The sequence below is a fragment of the Nocardiopsis protaetiae genome, assembly GCF_045446735.1.
GTDB classification, from domain to species: domain Bacteria; phylum Actinomycetota; class Actinomycetes; order Streptosporangiales; family Streptosporangiaceae; genus Nocardiopsis; species Nocardiopsis protaetiae.
In genome coordinates, this window is sequence record NZ_JBJJBV010000024.1 from 1 (window position 1) to 18,024 (window position 18,024).

Below are 18,024 nucleotides of genomic sequence, written 5' to 3' on the forward strand. Positions count from 1 at the left end.
CGGCCTGGAACGCGGCGTCGACATCCTCGGCGGTGGAGACCGGGGCGGTGGCGAAGACCTTCCCCGTGGCCGGATCGATGAGATCGCTGCGGATTCCGTCGGCCGTGTCCACGTACTCGCCGTTGACGAAGTTGCGCAGGTCTTGGGTCACGGTGCTCTGCTCCCGGGTCGGTCGGGCGTGTCGGTGCGCCGACGGGCTGTTGATGCGCGCGCGCATAGCGCTGTGATCTGCCACACTGCCACTCGGCAACGGCGAGATCAAGATCTATCAATGGATTCCGTTGTAAAGATTAGGTTTCTCAACGGATACTTGACAGAACGTGGAACAGTGCGACTATTTCTATTGAGAGGGTCGTGCACGTGACCCCCGGGTCGACCCGAGTCGTGGTCCCCGCGATACCGACGAACTTGGAGCACCAAGTGGCAGCGCACATGAGTCCTGAGCACCTCCAGCGGGCCGCCAAGGACCACCTGTGGATGCACTTCACGGAGATGGCCGCCTACAACGACGCCGACGTCCCCGTCATCAGCCGCGGCGAGGGCGTGTACGTCTACGACGACAAGGGCAAGCGGTACCTCGACGGACTCGCCGGGCTCTTCGTCAGCCAGGTCGGCCACGGCCGCACCGAGATCGCCGACGCCATCGCCGAGCAGGCCCGCGAGCTCGCGTACTTCCCCATCTGGACCTACGCGCACCCCAAGGCCGTCGAGCTCGCCGACCGGATCGCCGACCTCGCGCCCGGCGACCTCAATCGCGTCTTCTTCACCACCAGCGGCTCCGAGGCCGTCGAGTCCGCCTGGAAGCTGGCCCGCCAGTACTTCAAGGCGATCGGCGAGCCCACCCGGCACAAGGTGATCAGCCGGCGCATCGCCTACCACGGCACCAGCATGGGCGCCCTGTCCATCACCGGCCTCCAGGGCATCAAGACCCCGTTCGAGCCGCTGGTCCCCAGCACCCTCCAGGTGCCCAACACCAACTTCTACCGGGCGCCCCACCACGGCGACGACGTCGAGGCGTTCGGCCGGTGGGCCGCCGACCAGATCGAGGAGGCGATCGTCCAGAACGACCCGGACACCATCGCCGCGGTCTACGTCGAGCCCGTCCAGAACTCCGGCGGCTGCTTCCCGCCGCCGCCCGGGTACCTCCAGCGGGTCCGCGAGATCTGCGACCGGTACGGCGTGCTCATGGTGTCCGACGAGGTCATCTGCGCGTTCGGCCGCCTGGGCGAGTACTTCGGCGCCACCAAGTACGGCTACGTGCCGGACATCATCACCTTCGCCAAGGGCGCCACCAGCGGATACGTCCCGCTGGGCGGCATGGTCGCCCGCGAGAGGCTGATGGAGCCGTTCAAGGAGAAGGGCGCGTCCTTCCTGCACGGCATCACCTTCGCCGGGCACCCGGTGGCGGCCGCGGCGGCGCTGGCCAACCTCGACCTGTTCGAGAGCGAGGGCATCCTCGACAACGTGCGACAGAACGCGCCGGTGTTCCGGGCGACCCTGGAGAAGCTGCTGGACCTGCCGATCGTCGGCGACGTGCGCGGCGACGGGTACTTCTACGGCATCGAGCTCGTCAAGGACAAGGAGACCAAGGAGACGTTCAGCGACGAGGAGTCGCACCGCCTCCTCAAGGGCTTCCTGTCGGGCGCGCTGTTCGACGCCGGGCTCATCTGCCGCGCCGACGACCGCGGCGAGCCGGTCATCCAGCTCTCCCCGCCGCTGACCTGCGGGCCGGAGCACTTCGAGGAGATCGAGTCGATCCTGCGCAAGGTCCTCACCGAGGCCTGGGACCAGCTCTAGACTGTGCCTTTTTCGAACCTCCGCTCCGCTTCGGCTCGTGCTCGGCGCCCTTAGAAGGCGGGAACGGGTTTCAGGAAGCACAGCGGCCCTACGACGCCCCTCAGGCCCCCTCGGCTGAGGGGCGTCGTCATGCCCGTGTTTTTCATGAAAAGGGGGACATCGGGGGATCTGCTGGGCTACCGTCGTTGACCACGGTCCGCGGTGTCCCCACCCGGTCCACGAACACCGCGGCGCCCGCTCCGTCGCCCCTTCCCCCGATACGGAGCGGTCATGACCTCGCCCTCGTTCCCCCCGTCCGCGCCCTCCGGCGCGCCCATGTCCACGGGTAACAAGATCGGCCTCGGGGTCGTCGGCTGCGCCGGCGCCCTGATCTTCGCGGTCGTCATCGGTTCCTGCGCCGCCGCGGTGGGCGGCGGCGGGAGCGACACCGCGGCCCCCGCACCCGCCGTGGCCACCGTCATGGCCACGGTCACCGCGACCGCCACGGAGACGGAGGAGACCGAGGTGGAGGTCGAGGTCACCGCCACCGAGACGGTCACCGTCACCGAGACCGTGACCGAGCGCGCCGACAGCGGCGGTGGCGGCGGGGGCGGCGGGAACGACGACGACGGCGGCGCCCCGGTGTACTACCAGAACTGCGACGCCGCGCGAGCGGCCGGAGCCGCGCCCGTCCGGCGCGGCGACCCGGGGTACGGGTCGCACCTGGACCGCGACGGCGACGGGGTCGGCTGCGAATAGGACCCGCGTTCAGGTGGGCCAGGTGAAGACGTCGGCCTCGGCGGACACCAGGTGGGCGTCGGCCTGGCCGAACTGGATCACCCGCACCCCCACCCGGCCGCCCTCGGGCACCGTGCCCTTCCACGAGTAGGCGAACCGGCCGCGGCCGATGGCGTGCACGGCGCTGCCCGCCGGGCGCTCGGAGAGCGGATCGCCGCCCGCGTCGAACTCCACCGCGCGCAGCTGCACCTCGGTGCCCGGCGTGATGCCCATCAGGGTCACCCCCACCGACAGGTCGTAGCGGCCCTCCAGGGCCAGCGCCCGGATGTCGGCCGCCCCGTCGTCGCGGCGGTCGAACTCGATGTCGTGCCAGGTCGCCGGGGCCAGGGTCACGCGGGTGTCCTTGGCGAAGCGGTGGTGGTCGGGCATGGGACTGCTCCTCGGGGCCGGTCGCCGGTCACGTCCAGCATCCGGCCCCGGGGGTCACCGATCAATCACCCGCCGTGACCGTGTCACCTGGGCCAGAAGAACACGTCGGCGGTGGCCCGGACGATCCGGGCCGGGGCCCCGCCGTACTGGGCCACCCGGATGCGCACCCGGCGGCCCGCCCCCAGACTGCCCTTCCAGGCGTAGGTGAAGTGGCCGTTGCCGCCCGCCTGCACGGGCGAGTCCACCGGACGGTTGCGGGCCACCTTCCAGCCGCCGTTGCCGTCCGGTTCGTACTCGGCGGCGCGCAGCTGCACCTCGGTGCCCGGTGCCAGGCCCTCCAGCGTCACCCCCACCGACACGTCGTACAGCGCGCCGTTCGGCTCGTCCGCCCCGACCAGCGCGTACAGCTCCCCGGTGTGGCCGTCGTGGCGCCGGTCGAACCTCAGGCTCGTCCACGTGTCCGGGGCCAGCTCCTGTGCCTCGTCCTTCTCGAACCTGCGGTGCCTGGGCATGTCGTCGTCTCCTTCGGATCCGCTCGGGGGCTTGGTGAAGGTGCCGTCCCGGACCATCCGGTAGGCCGTGTCACCCGGACAGGAGGTGGCGACGAAGTCCCGGTGCCCCAGGACCCTGCCGGCGATGGAGGTCGCCGGCTCCATCAGCCACTGCCGCAGCTGCCGGACCGCCTCGATCTGGGCCGGGGTGACGGGGTCCCTGGGCCCGGTGGCCAGGGTGACGCTGTAGTGCGAGGAGTTCCCGCCGGGCTGGGCGGCCTGGACCCGGTACAGCCCCCGCCCCTCCAGCACGTGGCCGTGCGCGCAGGCCATGAACGAGTTCCCGGTGAAGTACGCGGTGCCCGCCCGCCGGGCCATCCAGGTCCCGTCCGGGGTGGTCGGGCACCAGATCCGGCCCTCGTGGCGGACGGGCCCGACCGTGAACCCGTCGGTGCGGGCCGCCACCGCCCTGGGGCTCAACGTCTGCTCCCGGGACAGCTCCACCCGCCACCCGCCGAGCGGGACGCCGCGCACCGACGCCGTCCGCCCGGCCAGGACGGCCGCGAACCGGAACGCCTCCGCGCCCGCCTCGTCCGGCCGGTCCAGGAACCGGTCGTCCCTGCCCGCCGAGGCCATGACGACCCGCAGGAACAGGTCGAGCTGGGCGCGGGTGAGCGAACGCAGGAACGCGTGCGAGGGCACCCGCCCCGGCATCTGCTCGGCCAGCGCCCCGTCGGCGCCCGCCGACAGCCGGAACACCGCCTCCGAGGAGGTGTGCTCCTCCCACCAGGTGACCGCGTCCGTCGGCTCGGGGGCGCCCGCCGACGCCGCGCCGAACAGGCCGTGCAGCATGGCGCGCACCCGGGCGGCGTCCTCGGTGCCGCGCCGCAGCGGACGCCGGATCACCGTCGCGTCCCCGGGCACCGACCACGCCCAGGCCACCAGCTCCACCAGGGCGTCGGGCCACTTGGCCTGCCCCGGCAGGTCCGCACAGGGGGCGGCGGTGCGGATGCGGTCGCGGACGGTCAGGTCCTGCGAGGTGGTCCAGGCGGGGGCGAACCCGCTGCCCGGGCGCGGGTCCAGCCGCGGTCTGCCGGTCCGGCGCTCCACCGGCCAGCGGTGGCCCGGGGTGGTCAGGGAGGAGTGGCCGCGGCCCTCCATGAGGAGGAGCTCGCGCGGCACCGCGGGGAAGACGTTCACCGCCAGCAGCGGCTGCCAGCGGGACAGGCCGGTGGTGTGGTCCAGGGTCAGGACGAGGTCGCCGGGAGAGATGGCGTCGAAGGGGCGCCACCCGTCCTCGGTGAGGATCTGCGTCTCCTCGTCGACGCAGTAGCCGATGTCCGCCCAGCCCCGGCTCGGGCCGGTGTGGAAGCGGCGGGTGCTGTTCCAGTAGGCGATACAGGCCGAGTGGTTTCTGTTGGCGAGGTTCTGGTCGACGCTGTCGTAGTGGACGACCAGGCCGCTCTTGGGGTCGGCGCGCCCGGCGGGCGAGGGACCCCACCCGAGATCGGCCCGGGAGACGTACTTGCTCGGTCGAGGCATGATTCCAGTGTGTCAATGAGACACTCCGTTGTGTAGCGGAATGGTGATATCCGGCCGGAAAATCCCCCGCGTGGCGCCCCCGGCGCCCCACCGCCCCCATACGGCACGATGGTGCTTCCGCCACCTTTCCGGGAGGTCCGCCCGTGCGCTACGCACACACCGTCGGCGTCGTCCGCGAGGCCGAGGCCGCGCTCATGGCCCGGCTGCCCGAAGGGGCGCTGATGCGCCGCGCCGCCGCCGGCCTGGCCGTGGAGTGCGCCCGCCTGCTGCCGCACGTGTACGGGTCCCGGGTCGTGCTGCTCGTCGGCCCGGGGGACAACGGCGGCGACGCCCTCTACGCCGGCGCCGCCCTGGCCGCCCGGGGCGCCGCCGTCCGCGCGGTCCCCGCCGCCGGCCGCACGCACACGGGCGGGCTGGCGGCGCTGCGCGCCGCGGGCGGGCGCGCCGTCTCCGCCGAGGAGGCCGAGGACGCCCTGTTCGAGGCCGACCTCATCGTCGACGGCCTGCTCGGCATCGGCGGCCGCGGCGGGCTGCGGCCCCCGTTCGCCGCCCTGGCGGCCCTGGCCGCCAACGCCCCGGCACCGGTGGTCGCCGTCGACCTGCCCAGCGGGGTGGACGCCGACACCGGCGAGGTGCCGGGAGCCGCGGTACGCGCCGACGTCACCGTCACGTTCGGGACGTTCAAGCCGGGGCTGCTCGTCGACCCGGGTGCCTCCCGCGCCGGGCGCGTGCACTTGGTGGACATCGGGCTGGGGCCCGAACTGCCCGGACCCGCCCTGCTGGCCTTCGACGACGCCGACGTCGCCGCGCTGCTGCCCGTTCCCGGCCCCGAGTCCGACAAATACCGCCGGGGCGTCCTCGCCGTCCGCGCGGGCTCGGCCCCCTACCGGGGCGCCGCGGTCCTCACCGTCGGCGGGGCGCTGCGCACCGGCGTGGGCATGGTCCGCTACGCGGGGTGCGAGGCCGTGGTCGACCAGGTGCTCGACCGCTGGCCGGAGGTCGTCGCCGAGGTCAGGGACCCGCTGAGCAGCACCCGCCTGGACCCGGGGCGGGCGGCCGCGGTCGTCATCGGGCCGGGGCGCGGCATCCGGCCGGGCAACGCCGACGAACTCCGCGTGGTGCTGGAGAGCGACCTCCCGGTGCTGGTCGACGCGGACGCCATCACCGTCCTGGCCGGCGGCACCCTCACGGAACCGGTGCGCGAACGCACGGCGCCGACCCTGCTCACCCCGCACGCGGGGGAGCTGGCCCGGCTGCTGGGCACCGACCGCGACGCGGTCGAGGCCCGCCGCCTGGACCACGTCACCCGGGCGGCCCGCGAGCTGGACTGCACGGTGCTGCTCAAGGGGTCGACGACCCTCATCGCCCACCCGGGCTCGCCGGTCGTCGCCAACACCACGGGCACCCCGTTGCTGGCCACCGCGGGCTCCGGCGACGTGCTGTCGGGCGTCATCGGCGCGTTCATGGCCGCGGGCCTGCCCGCGACGGAGGCGGCCGCCTGCGGCGCCCACCTCCACGGCCGCGCGGCGGTACTGGCGCGCGCGGGCGCCCCGGTCAGCGCCTCGGACCTGCTGGAGGGCATCCCGAAGGCACTCTTGGACCTCCTGGCCCTCCGGGCCCTTCGGGAGCCCGGTGCCGACTGACTAGGGCTTGCCCCGGGGCAGGGGGTGACGGCAGTAGGAGGCCTCCGGCCCCGGCCTCAGGGGGTTTCCCGGCCTGGAGTCCTCACCCCAGCCGGAGGGCATCGCGCTTGCCTCGCCACGGGGGTGAACCGCAGCCACACTTTCGATGGTAGCGGTGGTGGTCCTTCCTCCCGGCACGCCCGTGTCCGGGGGCGGCAGGTATCTGCGGCCGTCACCCTCTGGGGTGGGGGTTGTGGTTTTTCCTCCCGATACCCCCTGTGGCGGGGAGGGCGATCGGGGCCGGGGTTTCACCCTCTGGAGTGCAGGTCGTGGTTCTTCCTCCGGACACCCCCTGTGTCTGGGGAGGGCAATGAGGGCGAGGGTTACTACACCAGGTGTCTGGGCTTTCAAGCGAGGTCTGTGCAACCGCGGCTTCACAGTCGGAGCGTCTTTCCGTGGACCTGTGTGGTCGGGGGTGTGCGCTGTGCCCCGACCCGTCCCCGGAGAACACCCCCACCACCGGGGACGTGCATCGAACGCGTACGTCTTTTTGGTCTGCCGGGCCTCGTACCGTGGGGACGGCTCCGCGCCCAGCCCGGGTCTGTACGTTCCCAGGGGGTGACCCGTGGAGACCAACGCGACCGAGAGCGGTCTCCGCACACCGCCCTCCGCAGATGGCGGGCGTTTGGGAAACCTGCTCTTGCTGTCTCACCCCCTGGGGCCGGGGTCGCGGTCCTTCCTCCCGACACCCCCTGGGGTTGGGGCGGGAGGCCTTGTGCGGCCGTCACCCCCTGCGGCGGGGGAGGCACAACGCACTCCGGTTGTGGCTAAGGCCCCGGGTAGGTGACCGGGCTGGGGCTGAGGTCCCCAGGTCAGGTGGGTAACCCCCTGGGGTTGGGGCGGGAGGCCTCCTACTGCCGTCACCCCCTGTGGCGGGGGAGGCGCGACACTCTCCGGCTGTGGCTAAGGGCTCCAAGAGGGGGATGGGGCTGTGGCTGAGGTCCCGGTCGGGGGTTTGGGCCTGTTAGAGGGCATCTCCAAGGCGCTCCTGGCCCTCCGGGAGCCCGCGGCCGACTGGCATGATGGGGGACTTGTAAACCGACCGGACGGACACCCCCCATGTCCCTTGCCGTAGCCCTGCTCGGTGCCGCGTTCCTCCTTGGACTCGCTGCGGCCCTGGCCGTGGAGGCTTGGATCATCCGCAAGGACCGCGCCGTCGCCGGGGAACCGGTGGAGGGGATGACCCTCCTCCTGCTGCGGTCCGTCCTGATGCCGCACTCCTGCGCCCGCTTCTACTTGGGGACTGCGGCCGTCGGGCTGGTCATGTGGGCCATGGAGCCGGCCGGATACACATCCGTTTCCATGCTCGCGGCCTTCGCCATGTGGGGGATGCCCTCCGTTGACGCAGGGCTGCGGCGTCTGCGTACCGGCCGCGGGCCGAGCGGGCGCCCAGAACCCCGCCCGCTGCCCTCGCGCACCCTCGCCGACCGCGGCCGCCGGATGGCGGGGGCCGCCCTGCTCATCCTCTTGGCCACGGCCACCGTGGCGCTCACCGCCGTCGAGGGCTGGCCCGCCGTGGTGGCGGTCGTCGTCCTGGCAGCCGCAGCCGGCGCGGTCGCCCAGGGGCTGCTGCTCCCGCGCATCGTCCTGGACGGCACCCACCTCTACCTGTACGGGGGGCGCCGGACCACGGTCGTCCCGGTCGAACAGGTGGCGCACCTATCAGGAGAGCGCGGCATCACCGTGCACCTCACCGACGGCACCGAGGTCTCCTCCACCACCTGGGCGCGCACCCCGGGACACCGCCACCGGACCGTTGCCCGTGTGCACGACTTCGTCGCCCGCACCCGCCCGGCCACCGCAGGCACCCCCGCCCGCCGCCTGGTCTGGGAACGCGCGTTCCCACTGGACCTCTGCTTCGCCTGGACCTGCGCGGGCGTAGTAGCCCTGGCCCTCCTCTGAACAACAGAACCCCGCTACCCGCCCCAGGGGTTTCCCACCCGACCGGGGTCCCCGACCCCAGCCGGAAACCGGCCCGGGTCCTCAGCCCCAGCCCGGCCACTTTCCCGGCCACCCCCGCCGCAGGGGGTGACGGCGGCAGGAGGCCTCCGGCCCCCGACCCCAGGGGGTTTCCCACCCGACCGGGACCTCTCCATTCCAGGGGGTTTCCCACTCACCCGGGGGCCTCAGCCACAGCCCCATCCCCCTCTTGGAGCCCTTAGCCACAGCCGGAGGGTGTCGCGCCTCCCCCGCCACAGGGGGTGACGGCCGCACGAGACCTCCCGCCCCAACCCCAGAGGGTTTCCACCTTCCCCGGGGCCTCAGCCACAACCCGGCCACATCCCTGACCACCCCCGCCGCAGGGGGTGAGGGCCGCACGAGGCCTCCCGCCCCGACCTCAGGGGGTGTCGGTAGAGCGGGACGGGGCCCGTGCCCCAGGGGGTGAGACAGCAAGAGCAGGTTTCCAGAACGGCAACCATCTGCGGAGGGCGGTGTAGGGGGCCGCTCTCGGTCGCGTTGGTCTCCACGGGTCACCCCCTGGGAACGTACAGACCCGGGCTGGGCGCGGAGCCGTCCCCACGTTACGACGCCCGGCAGACCAAAAAGACGTACGCGTTGGACTCACGTCCCGAGCGGTGGGGGTGTTTCCAGGGGACGGGTCGGGGCACAGCGCACACCCCCGACCACACAGGTCCACGGAAAGACGCTCCGCCTGCAAAGCCGCGGTTGCACAGACCTCGCTTGAAAGCCCGACCACAGACGCAGTAACCCCCGCCCCCACCACCCTCCCCAACCACAGGGAGTGTCCGGAGGAAGAACCACCACCCCAGTCCCAAGGGGGTGCAGGCCGCAGGTATCCGCGGCATCAGCCCCAGATCGGAGGAAGGACCGCGACCCCGCTCCAAGGGTGGAGGCGGCAGGTACCGGAACCTTCACCGCAGGGGGTGGAGGCCGTGGTCATCCGCTGTGCCCTGGCCCCACACCCGAAGGGGAATCGCGACCCCGCCCCAGGGGCGGAGGCGGCAGGTACCGGAACCTTCGCCGCAGAGGGTGACAGCCACGACCACCCGCTACGCCCTGCCCCCCAGCGGGTGCCGACAGGAAGAACCACAACCTGCGCCACAGAGGGCGACGGCCGCAGTGGCACCCTCCGCCCGCCCCCAGAGGGTGCCGGAAGGAAGAACCGCAACCTCCCACCCCCAGAGGAATCAAGGAAAGCACTCCCACCGCCCCGGACCCACGGCACCGAGGTCTCCTCTGAACCTGAACCCCCACGGGTTTCCGAACCGGAAGGAAACCGTTTCGCTCCCCGACGCGTCCATGAAAAGGACAAACTGGACATAGCCGCGTTCCCTCGCCCGTGCCCCGGAAGGAGATCCCCCGTGCCTCGTTCCCCCAGCACGCCTTCCCACCGCTCCCACCACCCCCACCGCCCCGCCACCCCCCACGGGGCCGCCCGGTGACACGGCGCCGCAAGACCCACCACCGCCCCCACCACCCCCGTCACCCCCACCAGACCCCCGAATGGCAGCGCCGCGGGTCACAACAGCGCGCCGACCGCCAGGTACGCGAATGGCTCACCGCCCAGCCCGACCCGGCCGACGCCCCGATGCGGCCGCTGGCCGCCTGGCTGCTCGCTCTGTTCGCCGTGGTCACCGTCGGCGGCCTGGCCGGCACCGGCCTCGCCGCGCTGGCCTCCCACCAAACAGAACACCTAAAACTCGCCGAGGAGGGACGCCCGGCCACCGCCCGCGTGGTGGCCGTGGTGAACGGCGAGCCGTGGGTCTCCTTCACCACCGCCGACGGCACCGAGGTCACCGCCACCGCCCGCGGCGGCTACGACCACGGCGCCCACGACCACAACAGCCCCCGCGCCATCGCGGTCCGCTACTTGCCCGACGACCCCTCCGTGGTGGTCACCGAGGAGTACACCCCGCGCCCCTGGTGGGCGGTGGCCCTCGCGATCCCCTCCGCCCTCGGCCTGGGGCTGTGGTACCTCCGGGGTTCGCTGCGCGACGTCCACCACCGCCACCGCGTGCGCGCCCACGAGGACGGCACCGAACGCACCACGCGCGAAGCGTGGCGGCGGGTCCTGCCCTGGGTGGTGCCCGCCGCGGCCCTGGCCGCTGCCGCCGCCACGACCACCGCCACCACAGCCACGACCACCGCCTTCGCCGCCACGACCACCGCCACGACCGCCACCTCCACGGCCACCACGCCCTACCCGCCCCTGATCACCGCGGGCATCCTCGCCACCGGTGCCCTCGCCCTCGCCGCCCGGGCACTGCTGCTCCACGCCGAGCACGCCCCGGCCCCGCGGCGGCCCCGCCCCATCCGGCTGCTGCCCGAGGGCACAGGGGTGATCCTGTGCTGCGCCGTCTTCCTGAGCTTCCCCCTGGGGTTCGCGGCCCACGGCCTCACCGGCCTGTACCTGGAACACCGCGCCTTCGCACGCGAAACCACCACCACCGCCACGGCCGAGATCCTCCACCAGGGCGAGGTCGGCGGTCGCGGCCCGTGCCGGTGGTCCGCGGACCTGCGGTACACCGCCGACGGCCTCACCTACGAGCATCGGGTGACGGAGTTCTGCTCCGACGACGCCGTGGACCTGCTGCGCGGCGCCACCGAGGTCGAGGTGGAATGGCCGGCGTCCGACCCCGCCCGTGTCCGGGTGGTGACCGGATGAGCGCGCACCGCTCGCGGCGATCGAAGCGCCGCCCGGCCCCGCAGCGGCGCCCCCGCCGCCCGAGCCGGGACCCTTCCCCCCGCCGATCCCCCCGCGAACCGGGGGGATCCACCGTCCCCCCTTCCCCCGGCACGCCTTCTCGTTCCCACCGCCCCGCCACCCCGCGGTTCAACGCGGAGCAGCGCAGGAACCGCATCCTCGCCGCACTCCTGCCCGCCGGTGCCGCGAGCGTCCTCCTCGGGTTCTGGTTCGGCGCGGCCATCCGTTTCATCGTGGAGACGGTCGACTTCGCCGTGCACGCCGTGGAGGTCCCGGCCACCGTCATCGGTGTCCACCGCGGCTCCCCGGAAGTCGAGTTCGCCGTCGGTGCCGACCTGTCCCCCGGCACAGACCCGTCCCTCGGCACAGACCCGTCCCTGACCGCCGTCGCCTCGGGGAGGTACGCCCCCGGGTCGCCGCGGGACATCACCGTGTACCAGCACTCGATGGACCGAACCCTGCTCAGCGTCGACCACCCCCTGGCGACCTACGTGTGGTTCCCCGTCGTCATGCTCTTCCTCATCGCCACCCTGGTGACGATCCTGCTGGTCCAGCGGTTGCGACGGTTCCGTATACGGCTGCGGACCGCCGCCCACGAGCGCGGCGGCGGCCGCACCGGGCGCGCCCTGTGGGGACCGGTGCTGGCCTGGGCGGCCGCGGCGGTCGCCGCGGCGGGGATAACCCTGTGCTCGGCCGTGTTCCTCGTGAACGCGTCGACCCCTCGTGCCCCGATCCCTCCCGACGCCGAGTGGGCCATGGCGGTCGGTTTCACCTCCTTCATGTACGCCCTCGCCTTCGGGGCCGAGGCCCGGCTGATCCACGCCGAGTACGCTCCGGCCCCCGTCCGTCCCCCTGACGCCGACCCGCCACGTGGGACGCGCCTCCTCGCCGGGACACTGGTGGCCGTGCTCGCCGCGGGGTTCCTCACCGTCATCGGGTCGGCGGTGCGCGACGACAGGGAGGACCGTTTGGCGGGCCACGACACCGTTCCCCAGAAGGTCCGGATCATCGAGAGCTCGGTCAGAGAAGGCGCCGGGAGCGGATGCAGCGGGTCGCTGACCGTTGTCTACGAGGTGGACGGCCTGCCCCACACCTCCTCGGCGCGGGCCGACTGCGTCACCGCGGAGGCGGCCGTGCGATTCACCGACATCGAGGTCCTCCGGTCCGTGGACGACCCCTCCCTCATCGCGCTGCCGGAGAACGTCCGGTGACCCGGCGCCGAAAGCAGACCCCGAAGCGGCGCCCCTACCGTCCGAGCCGGGGACGCTCCTCTCACGGACCCGTCGAACTCCCCCCGTCCCCGGCCGGGGTCCGCCTGGACCGGCTCTCGCTCCGGGACGCCGTCGGGATCGGCGCCATGCTCGCCGTGTTCTCCGCGGCCCTGGTCGGCGGCGGCTTCATCGGCGGCGGGGACGACCTGATCACGCGCTGGGAGTACGCGACCCGCGCGGAGACCGCCGAGGCCACCGTCGCAGCGGTCATCGGCGGTCGGCCCGAGGTCGTGTTCACCACCGCCGACGGGACCGAGGTGACCACCGTCGCACGGGGTTCCCACCGACACGGCGACCCCTTGGCGGCGGAGGTCCTCTACCTGCCCGCCGATCCGCAGGAGGCGTCCCTGCCCGAAGGGCTGTGGGTGCCGCCGATCCTGTACTGCCTGCCGCTGGCCCTGGCCGTGCTCGTCCTGGCCGTACGCCACCCGCGTGGTCCCCACGACCTCCTGTACCGGGCCCGGGTCCGCGCGTACAAGCGGAGGAAACCGCTGGAGCGCGTGTTCACCCGTCCCATCGTGCTGCGGTCGGTCGCCGGGGCGGTCCTCGCGATCTCCGCGGCGGTGCTGCTGCCGTCGGGGCTCGTCATGGCGGCCTCGGCCCGACCGGCGGAGGCAGAGCTCCCCGCCGGAACGATCGCGTCCGTGATCGTCGGTGGAGCACTGATCGGCCCCGCCGCCTACCTGCTGTTCCAGGCCCGATGGCGGTACCTGGAACGCGCGCCCCGGGAGAAGCCCCCGGCGCCCCCGAGCCTGCTCTCCGACCGGGCCCACCTCGCCCTGCTGTGCTCGCCGGTCGTCGTGCTCCTGCTCGCGGCGGTGTTCGCGCTGCTGATCGAGGAGAAGCCCGTCACCACCCCCGTGCAGGGCACCGCGAGGGTGCTCGCCGTGGGCTGTGGTGACGTGATCGGTAGGGCCCGGGGCTGCAACGACGCCGTTGCCCTCGGATACGAGGTGGACGGCGTCCTCTACCAGAGCGTGCTGAGGACCCGGAGCTGGACCTACCACGAGGGCCAGGAGGTCCCGGTCGTGTGGGACGCCGACGACCCCTCCAACGTCCGGTTGGACGAGGCGGAGGCCACCAGCGGCCGCTACCCCGGCTTCAGGGTGGGGACGGCCGAATGAGCGCGCGGACCGGGCTCCTGGACAGCCCTCTGCGGCGGGACGCCGTCGCCGTCAACCTCATCATGGGCCCGATCCTGGGCGCCCTCGCCGTGTTCGGCCTGTTCTGGGGTGTGGACGACGCCGTCACCCGCTGGGAGTACGCGACCCGCGCCGAGACCTCGCCCGGCACGGTCACCGCGGTCGTGGACGGTCGGCCCGAGGTCGTGTTCACCACCGCCGACGGGACCGAGGTGACCACCCTCGCGCGGGGAACCCACCTTCACGGCGATGACCTGGACGTGGACGTCCTCCACCTGCCCGGGGAACCCGAGGAGGCGGCCCTGTCGGACGGCATGTGGGTGCCGCCCCTGCTGTACTGCGCCCCCGCGGTCCTCGCCCTCATCGCGTTCGGTGTCCAGCACCCGAACGGCCCGCGCGCCGTCCTGTACCGGGCACGGCAGCGCGCCCACCGGTTCCACCGCTCCAACCGGGCCCGCAGGCGGCGGGCCGCCGACACGGCGCTGACCGCCCCCGTCGTGGTGCGGTTGGCCGCCGGGGGAGTCCTGGCCACAGGATCGGCGGTCGTCCTGGCCGTCACCCTGCTCCGGGTGGCGACCGGAATGTGGGAGGGCGCCAATCCCGAGTTCCTCCTGGCCGCTGCGGCCGCGCTGCTGTTCCTCCCCGGCCTCAACCTGCTGTTCCAGGGCTGGTGGCGGTACCTGGAGCATGTGTCCCGGGAGAAGCCCCCGGCTCCGCCGCGGCTGCTGCCGGAAGGGGTGATCATCGGCGGCTGGGTGCTGTCCGTTCCGGTGGTGATCGTGGTGGTGGCCGCCGCCTTCGTCGTCGGGATTCGGGGCGAACACATCGAAGACCCCGTGCACGGCACCGGGACCGTCCTCTCCACCGGGTGCGGCGACATCAACACCGGCAGAGGCTGCGGCGGCCGGGTCGTGGTCGAATACGACGCCGACGGACTCCGGTACGTCGCGGTGGTCGGAGACCTCGGACGGGACCTGAACGCGGGGGCACGGCTCCCGCTGGTGTGGGATGCCGGAGACCCGATGAGGGTCCGGTCGGGCGAAGAAGGGATCGACAACTGAACAGCCGAACCATCCCGGAGGAACCGCAACCGGGACCGGAACCGAGGCCGGTCGCGACCGCCGTCCGGACCTTCATGATCCTGCCGTTCGTCGGCATCGCGGCCGCGTTCCTGCTGGGCTTCGGGGTGGAGGACGCCCTCACCCGCATCGACTACGCGACCGGCTCCGCGACCGCCCCCGGCACCGTTCTGGAGGTCGACCGCGGGCGGCCCACCGTCACCTTCGCCACGGCGGACGGAACCGAGGTCACCACGACCACCCGCGGCGAATTCCCGCGCGGCGGCTCCCCGGAGGTGACGGTCCGCTACCTGCCCGACCGGCCGACGGAGGCGATGGTCGACGGGGCCGTGTGGATCCCGCCGATCCTCTTCGTGGTCCCCCTGGTCCCGGTCGCCGTCTGGCTGGTGCTGCGCCACCCGAACGGCCCGCGCGCCGTCCTGTACCGCGCCCGGGTCCGGGCCCGTGAACGCGGCCGCCCGCCGGAGGGCCCGCTGAACCTCGCCGTCACCCTGCGGCTGGTCTCCGGCGTCGTCGTCACGGCCTGCGGGCTGGCCCTGATCGCCGGCTCGTTGGCCTCCGTCGACTCCTGGAGCGACTCCGATCTGTTCATCGCCCTCGGACTGCTCGGCGCGGCCCTGCTCCCCGTCGGCCTGGACCTGCTGGTCCACGGCCTGGGCCGGTGCCTGGAACGCGCCCCCGGAGCGACGGAACCGGTCCCGCCGAAGCTGTTCGGTTCCGAGGCGTACGCGGCGCTGTTCCTCACGGTCTGTGTCGGGGGCCCTCTGGTGCTGCTGGTGGTCCTGTCCGCGGGGACCCGGGTGGACGACCCCGAGGAGGGCACCGCGACGGTGACCGCCGCGGGCTGCGGCGGGGAGATCGGCAGCCCCCGGGGCTGCCGGGACCTGGTCGCCCTCGAATACGAGGTGGACGGCATCCGCTACACCCAGGTCACCGAGGACGTGGGCTTCGACTTCATCCCGGGCGACGAGGCCCGGGTGGCCTGGGACGCCGACGACCCGAGCCTCGTCCGGGTGGAGGGCGTTCGGTGAGTCGAAAGCGCAAGCGGCCACAGGGGCGCCCCGGCGGCCCCTACCCGGCCCCGCCGCGTCCGGCCTGGAGGGTGCTGCGCGAGGAATGGCGCGAGCTGAGCGGCCCGCTCCTGTCCCGCCCCTTGGCGGCGTTCGGCGGCCTCGCGCTCCTGCTGGCCGTGATGTTCGGTTTCGTCGTGTATTTCTTCATGGGGTGGGCGGGGCGCTGGTTCGCGGTGGTGCCCCGACCGGCGCGGGTGGTCTCGGTGCTGAACGGCAACCCCGTGGTGCTGATCGACACCGGTGGCGGTGAACCGGTCCGGGCCGTGGCGCACGGGACGTACACGACCGGCGAACCGCTGGACGTCATCGTTCGCCACGCCCCCTTCGCCCCCGAGGTCGCGGTCATGGGGGACCATGTGCCGCCCGCCCTGATCGCCGCCCTGGCGGCTCTGGCCTGCGGCGTCGTGCTCGCGGTGTGGTCGCCCAAGGGGCTGCGGGCCTCGTGGCGCCGCAGGCGCCGAAACCATCCCCGCAAGGGAAGGGCCGAGGGCGCCGAACTGTGGGTCCCCGTGCTGCTGCGGGCGGTCCCGGCCGCGGTGCTCCTGGCCGTCGGCGCGCTCGCGGGTGCCGCCGGTGCGATTCTGGGGGCCGTCACCGTGCCCGAGTTCTCGGCGGGATCGATCGCCCTGCTCACCGTCTTCTTCATGGCCGTGTCCGCCGGGTTCGGACTGGGGGCGAACGCCCTGTTCCACTACGCCGGGCACGCCCCCGTGGCGGTGCGCAGTCCGGTCCGGGGCCGGACGCTTCCGCGCTGGGGCGTGCAGTCCTTGAAGGCGACCGTCCTGCTCATCGTGATCGTGGGTCTCATCGGCCCGATCATGTGGAAGGAACACTCGGGGTGGTGGTTCGCCACCTCCACCGTGGCCGGAACGGCCGTCGTCGACGAGGTCTGGACGACGAGCAACCGGGGCGGCGGTTGCGAGGGACGGGCGGCGGCGGTGTACACGGCGGCCGATCTGTCCTACCGCACCACCTTGGACGTGAGCTGTGCCGAGGTGGAGGCCCTGCGGCGCGTGGACACCATCCCCGTGGAGTGGTCCGACACCGCGCCCGAGTACGTGAGGTGGGTGCGGTGAGCGGGCCCGGACAGGCGCACGTCGAGCTCCTCGAACGGCTCGTGCCCGACCACCGCGTTCGCAAGGACGACAAGCCCGCGGGCGGTCGCGCTTTCATTTTCGTGATGGCGGGGCTGGCCGTGATCATCGGCCTCGTGTGCGGGATGGGGTTCTCCGCCTGGGTGGGCGGGGTCCTCCAGCGGGCCGCCTTCGCGGAGGAGGGCGTTCCGGTGCGGGCCACCGTGCTGGAGACCAACGACACCCAGGTGAAGGTGGAGTACCTGACGCCCCGCAGTGGCAGGGTCGTCACCTGGGTCGACGGGGAGTACCGCCCCGACCCCGAGCGCATCGTGCCGGTCCTCTACCTCTCCGGCGACCACACCGTGGCGCAGCTCGCCGACCGGGCGCCGTGGCCCGGGTGGCCGCTCCTGCTGGGGTCCCCGGTGCTGTTCGCGGTGCTGTGCTCCCTGCACCACCGGCTCGGTTTTCGCGCCGGGTGGTTCGTGCGCCGGTTCCGCGTCCACGCGCAGGGCCCGCCCGAACGCCCCCGCCGCCTGGTGCCGTTGCTGGTCACCGCCGTGGTCCTCGTGGTGCTCGCGGCGGTCCCCGTGGTGGCCCTGCTGCGTTCCGACCGCACCGAGGTGCTGGCCCGCGAGACGTACTGGACGCTCATCCCCGTGCCCCCGCTGCTGTTCTGCGCCCTCATCGCGCTGATCCGGGTCGCCTACCGCTACGCCGAGGACCGCCCCGTCACCCGCTTCCCCCGCCCCTTCCGGCTGCTGCCCGCGGGCGTGGTCCGGGCGACGCTGGTCCTGCTCATGGCAGTCGGGCTCGCCGCCGTGATCAGGCTTGAATTCCCCGAGCCCATGGCCCGCCCCGTGCGGGGCACCGCCGAGGTCCTGGGTGTGGGCTCCAACAGCCGCGAGGTCGAACTGGAGATCCGCTACGAGGTGGACGGCGTCGTCCACCGCCGCTTCGTCGAGGTCGGCGACAGCCTGGGCGAGGGACTGCTGGTGGACGACACCGTCGATATCGTCTGGGACGCCGACGACCCCGGCGACGTCCGAGTGAGGTGAAGGA

The 18,024-nt window shown here is 73.0% G+C and carries 13 protein-coding genes and 1 pseudogene; 11 read left to right on the plus strand and 3 right to left on the minus strand.

Features of this window, described 5'->3' with window-relative positions; translation table 11 throughout:
* Window positions 1-217 (minus strand): annotated as a pseudogene (locus tag ACJOT3_RS06125) (hypothetical protein); the annotation flags it as partial.
* A gap of 215 nt (window positions 218-432) precedes the next feature.
* On the opposite strand from ACJOT3_RS06125, the gene ACJOT3_RS06130 reads away from it, so the two are divergent.
* Complete coding sequence (locus ACJOT3_RS06130) at window positions 433-1,797, plus strand: aspartate aminotransferase family protein (RefSeq protein WP_406969694.1); 1,365 nt, start codon at window positions 433-435, stop codon at window positions 1,795-1,797.
* A 270-nt stretch (window positions 1,798-2,067) separates the two neighbouring features.
* Complete coding sequence (locus ACJOT3_RS06135) at window positions 2,068-2,535, plus strand: excalibur calcium-binding domain-containing protein (protein ID WP_406969696.1); 468 nt, start codon at window positions 2,068-2,070, stop codon at window positions 2,533-2,535.
* Between the two features lie 9 nt (window positions 2,536-2,544).
* On the opposite strand, the gene ACJOT3_RS06140 is transcribed toward ACJOT3_RS06135, so the two are convergent.
* Complete coding sequence (locus tag ACJOT3_RS06140; protein WP_406969698.1) at window positions 2,545-2,943, minus strand: hypothetical protein; 399 nt, start codon at window positions 2,941-2,943, stop codon at window positions 2,545-2,547.
* A gap of 83 nt (window positions 2,944-3,026) precedes the next feature.
* Entirely contained in the window at window positions 3,027-4,976 is a 1,950-nt protein-coding gene (locus ACJOT3_RS06145) for a hypothetical protein (RefSeq protein ID WP_406969700.1), read from the minus strand.
* A gap of 143 nt (window positions 4,977-5,119) precedes the next feature.
* Here ACJOT3_RS06145 and ACJOT3_RS06150 point away from each other — a divergent pair, with 143 nt between their 5' ends.
* The 9 genes from ACJOT3_RS06150 to ACJOT3_RS06190 all read left to right on the plus strand — a co-directional run bounded on the left by ACJOT3_RS06150 (window position 5,120) and on the right by ACJOT3_RS06190 (window position 18,020).
* Window positions 5,120-6,619, plus strand: a complete 1,500-nt coding sequence (locus ACJOT3_RS06150) for an NAD(P)H-hydrate dehydratase (RefSeq protein WP_406969702.1) — start codon at window positions 5,120-5,122, stop codon at window positions 6,617-6,619.
* A gap of 1,098 nt (window positions 6,620-7,717) precedes the next feature.
* The gene (locus tag ACJOT3_RS06155) at window positions 7,718-8,560 is read left to right on the plus strand and encodes a hypothetical protein (RefSeq protein ID WP_406969704.1); all 843 of its coding nucleotides are present in this window, start codon (window positions 7,718-7,720) and stop codon (window positions 8,558-8,560) included.
* Between the two features lie 1,498 nt (window positions 8,561-10,058).
* On the plus strand, window positions 10,059-11,285 hold the full coding sequence (locus ACJOT3_RS06160) for a hypothetical protein (RefSeq protein ID WP_406969706.1): 1,227 nt from the start codon (window positions 10,059-10,061) through the stop codon (window positions 11,283-11,285).
* A 272-nt stretch (window positions 11,286-11,557) separates the two neighbouring features.
* A complete protein-coding gene (locus tag ACJOT3_RS06165; RefSeq protein ID WP_406969708.1) occupies window positions 11,558-12,535 on the plus strand; it encodes a hypothetical protein in 978 nt (325 codons plus the stop codon).
* The gene (locus ACJOT3_RS06170; RefSeq protein ID WP_406969710.1) at window positions 12,532-13,719 is read left to right on the plus strand and encodes a hypothetical protein; all 1,188 of its coding nucleotides are present in this window, start codon (window positions 12,532-12,534) and stop codon (window positions 13,717-13,719) included. The genes ACJOT3_RS06165 and ACJOT3_RS06170 overlap by 4 nt, the downstream gene beginning before the upstream one ends.
* Window positions 13,716-14,798, plus strand: a complete 1,083-nt coding sequence (locus tag ACJOT3_RS06175; protein ID WP_406969712.1) for a hypothetical protein — start codon at window positions 13,716-13,718, stop codon at window positions 14,796-14,798. The genes ACJOT3_RS06170 and ACJOT3_RS06175 overlap by 4 nt, the downstream gene beginning before the upstream one ends.
* A gap of 74 nt (window positions 14,799-14,872) precedes the next feature.
* Complete coding sequence (locus ACJOT3_RS06180; RefSeq protein WP_406969714.1) at window positions 14,873-15,847, plus strand: DUF3592 domain-containing protein; 975 nt, start codon at window positions 14,873-14,875, stop codon at window positions 15,845-15,847.
* Window positions 15,844-16,965, plus strand: coding sequence for a hypothetical protein (locus tag ACJOT3_RS06185; protein ID WP_406969716.1), 1,122 nt, complete (start codon window positions 15,844-15,846; stop codon window positions 16,963-16,965). The genes ACJOT3_RS06180 and ACJOT3_RS06185 overlap by 4 nt, the downstream gene beginning before the upstream one ends.
* Window positions 16,962-18,020 (plus strand): hypothetical protein, encoded by a 1,059-nt coding sequence (locus ACJOT3_RS06190; RefSeq protein WP_406969718.1) that lies wholly within the window; start codon window positions 16,962-16,964, stop codon window positions 18,018-18,020. The genes ACJOT3_RS06185 and ACJOT3_RS06190 overlap by 4 nt, the downstream gene beginning before the upstream one ends.
* Window positions 18,021-18,024 lie beyond the last annotated feature (4 nt).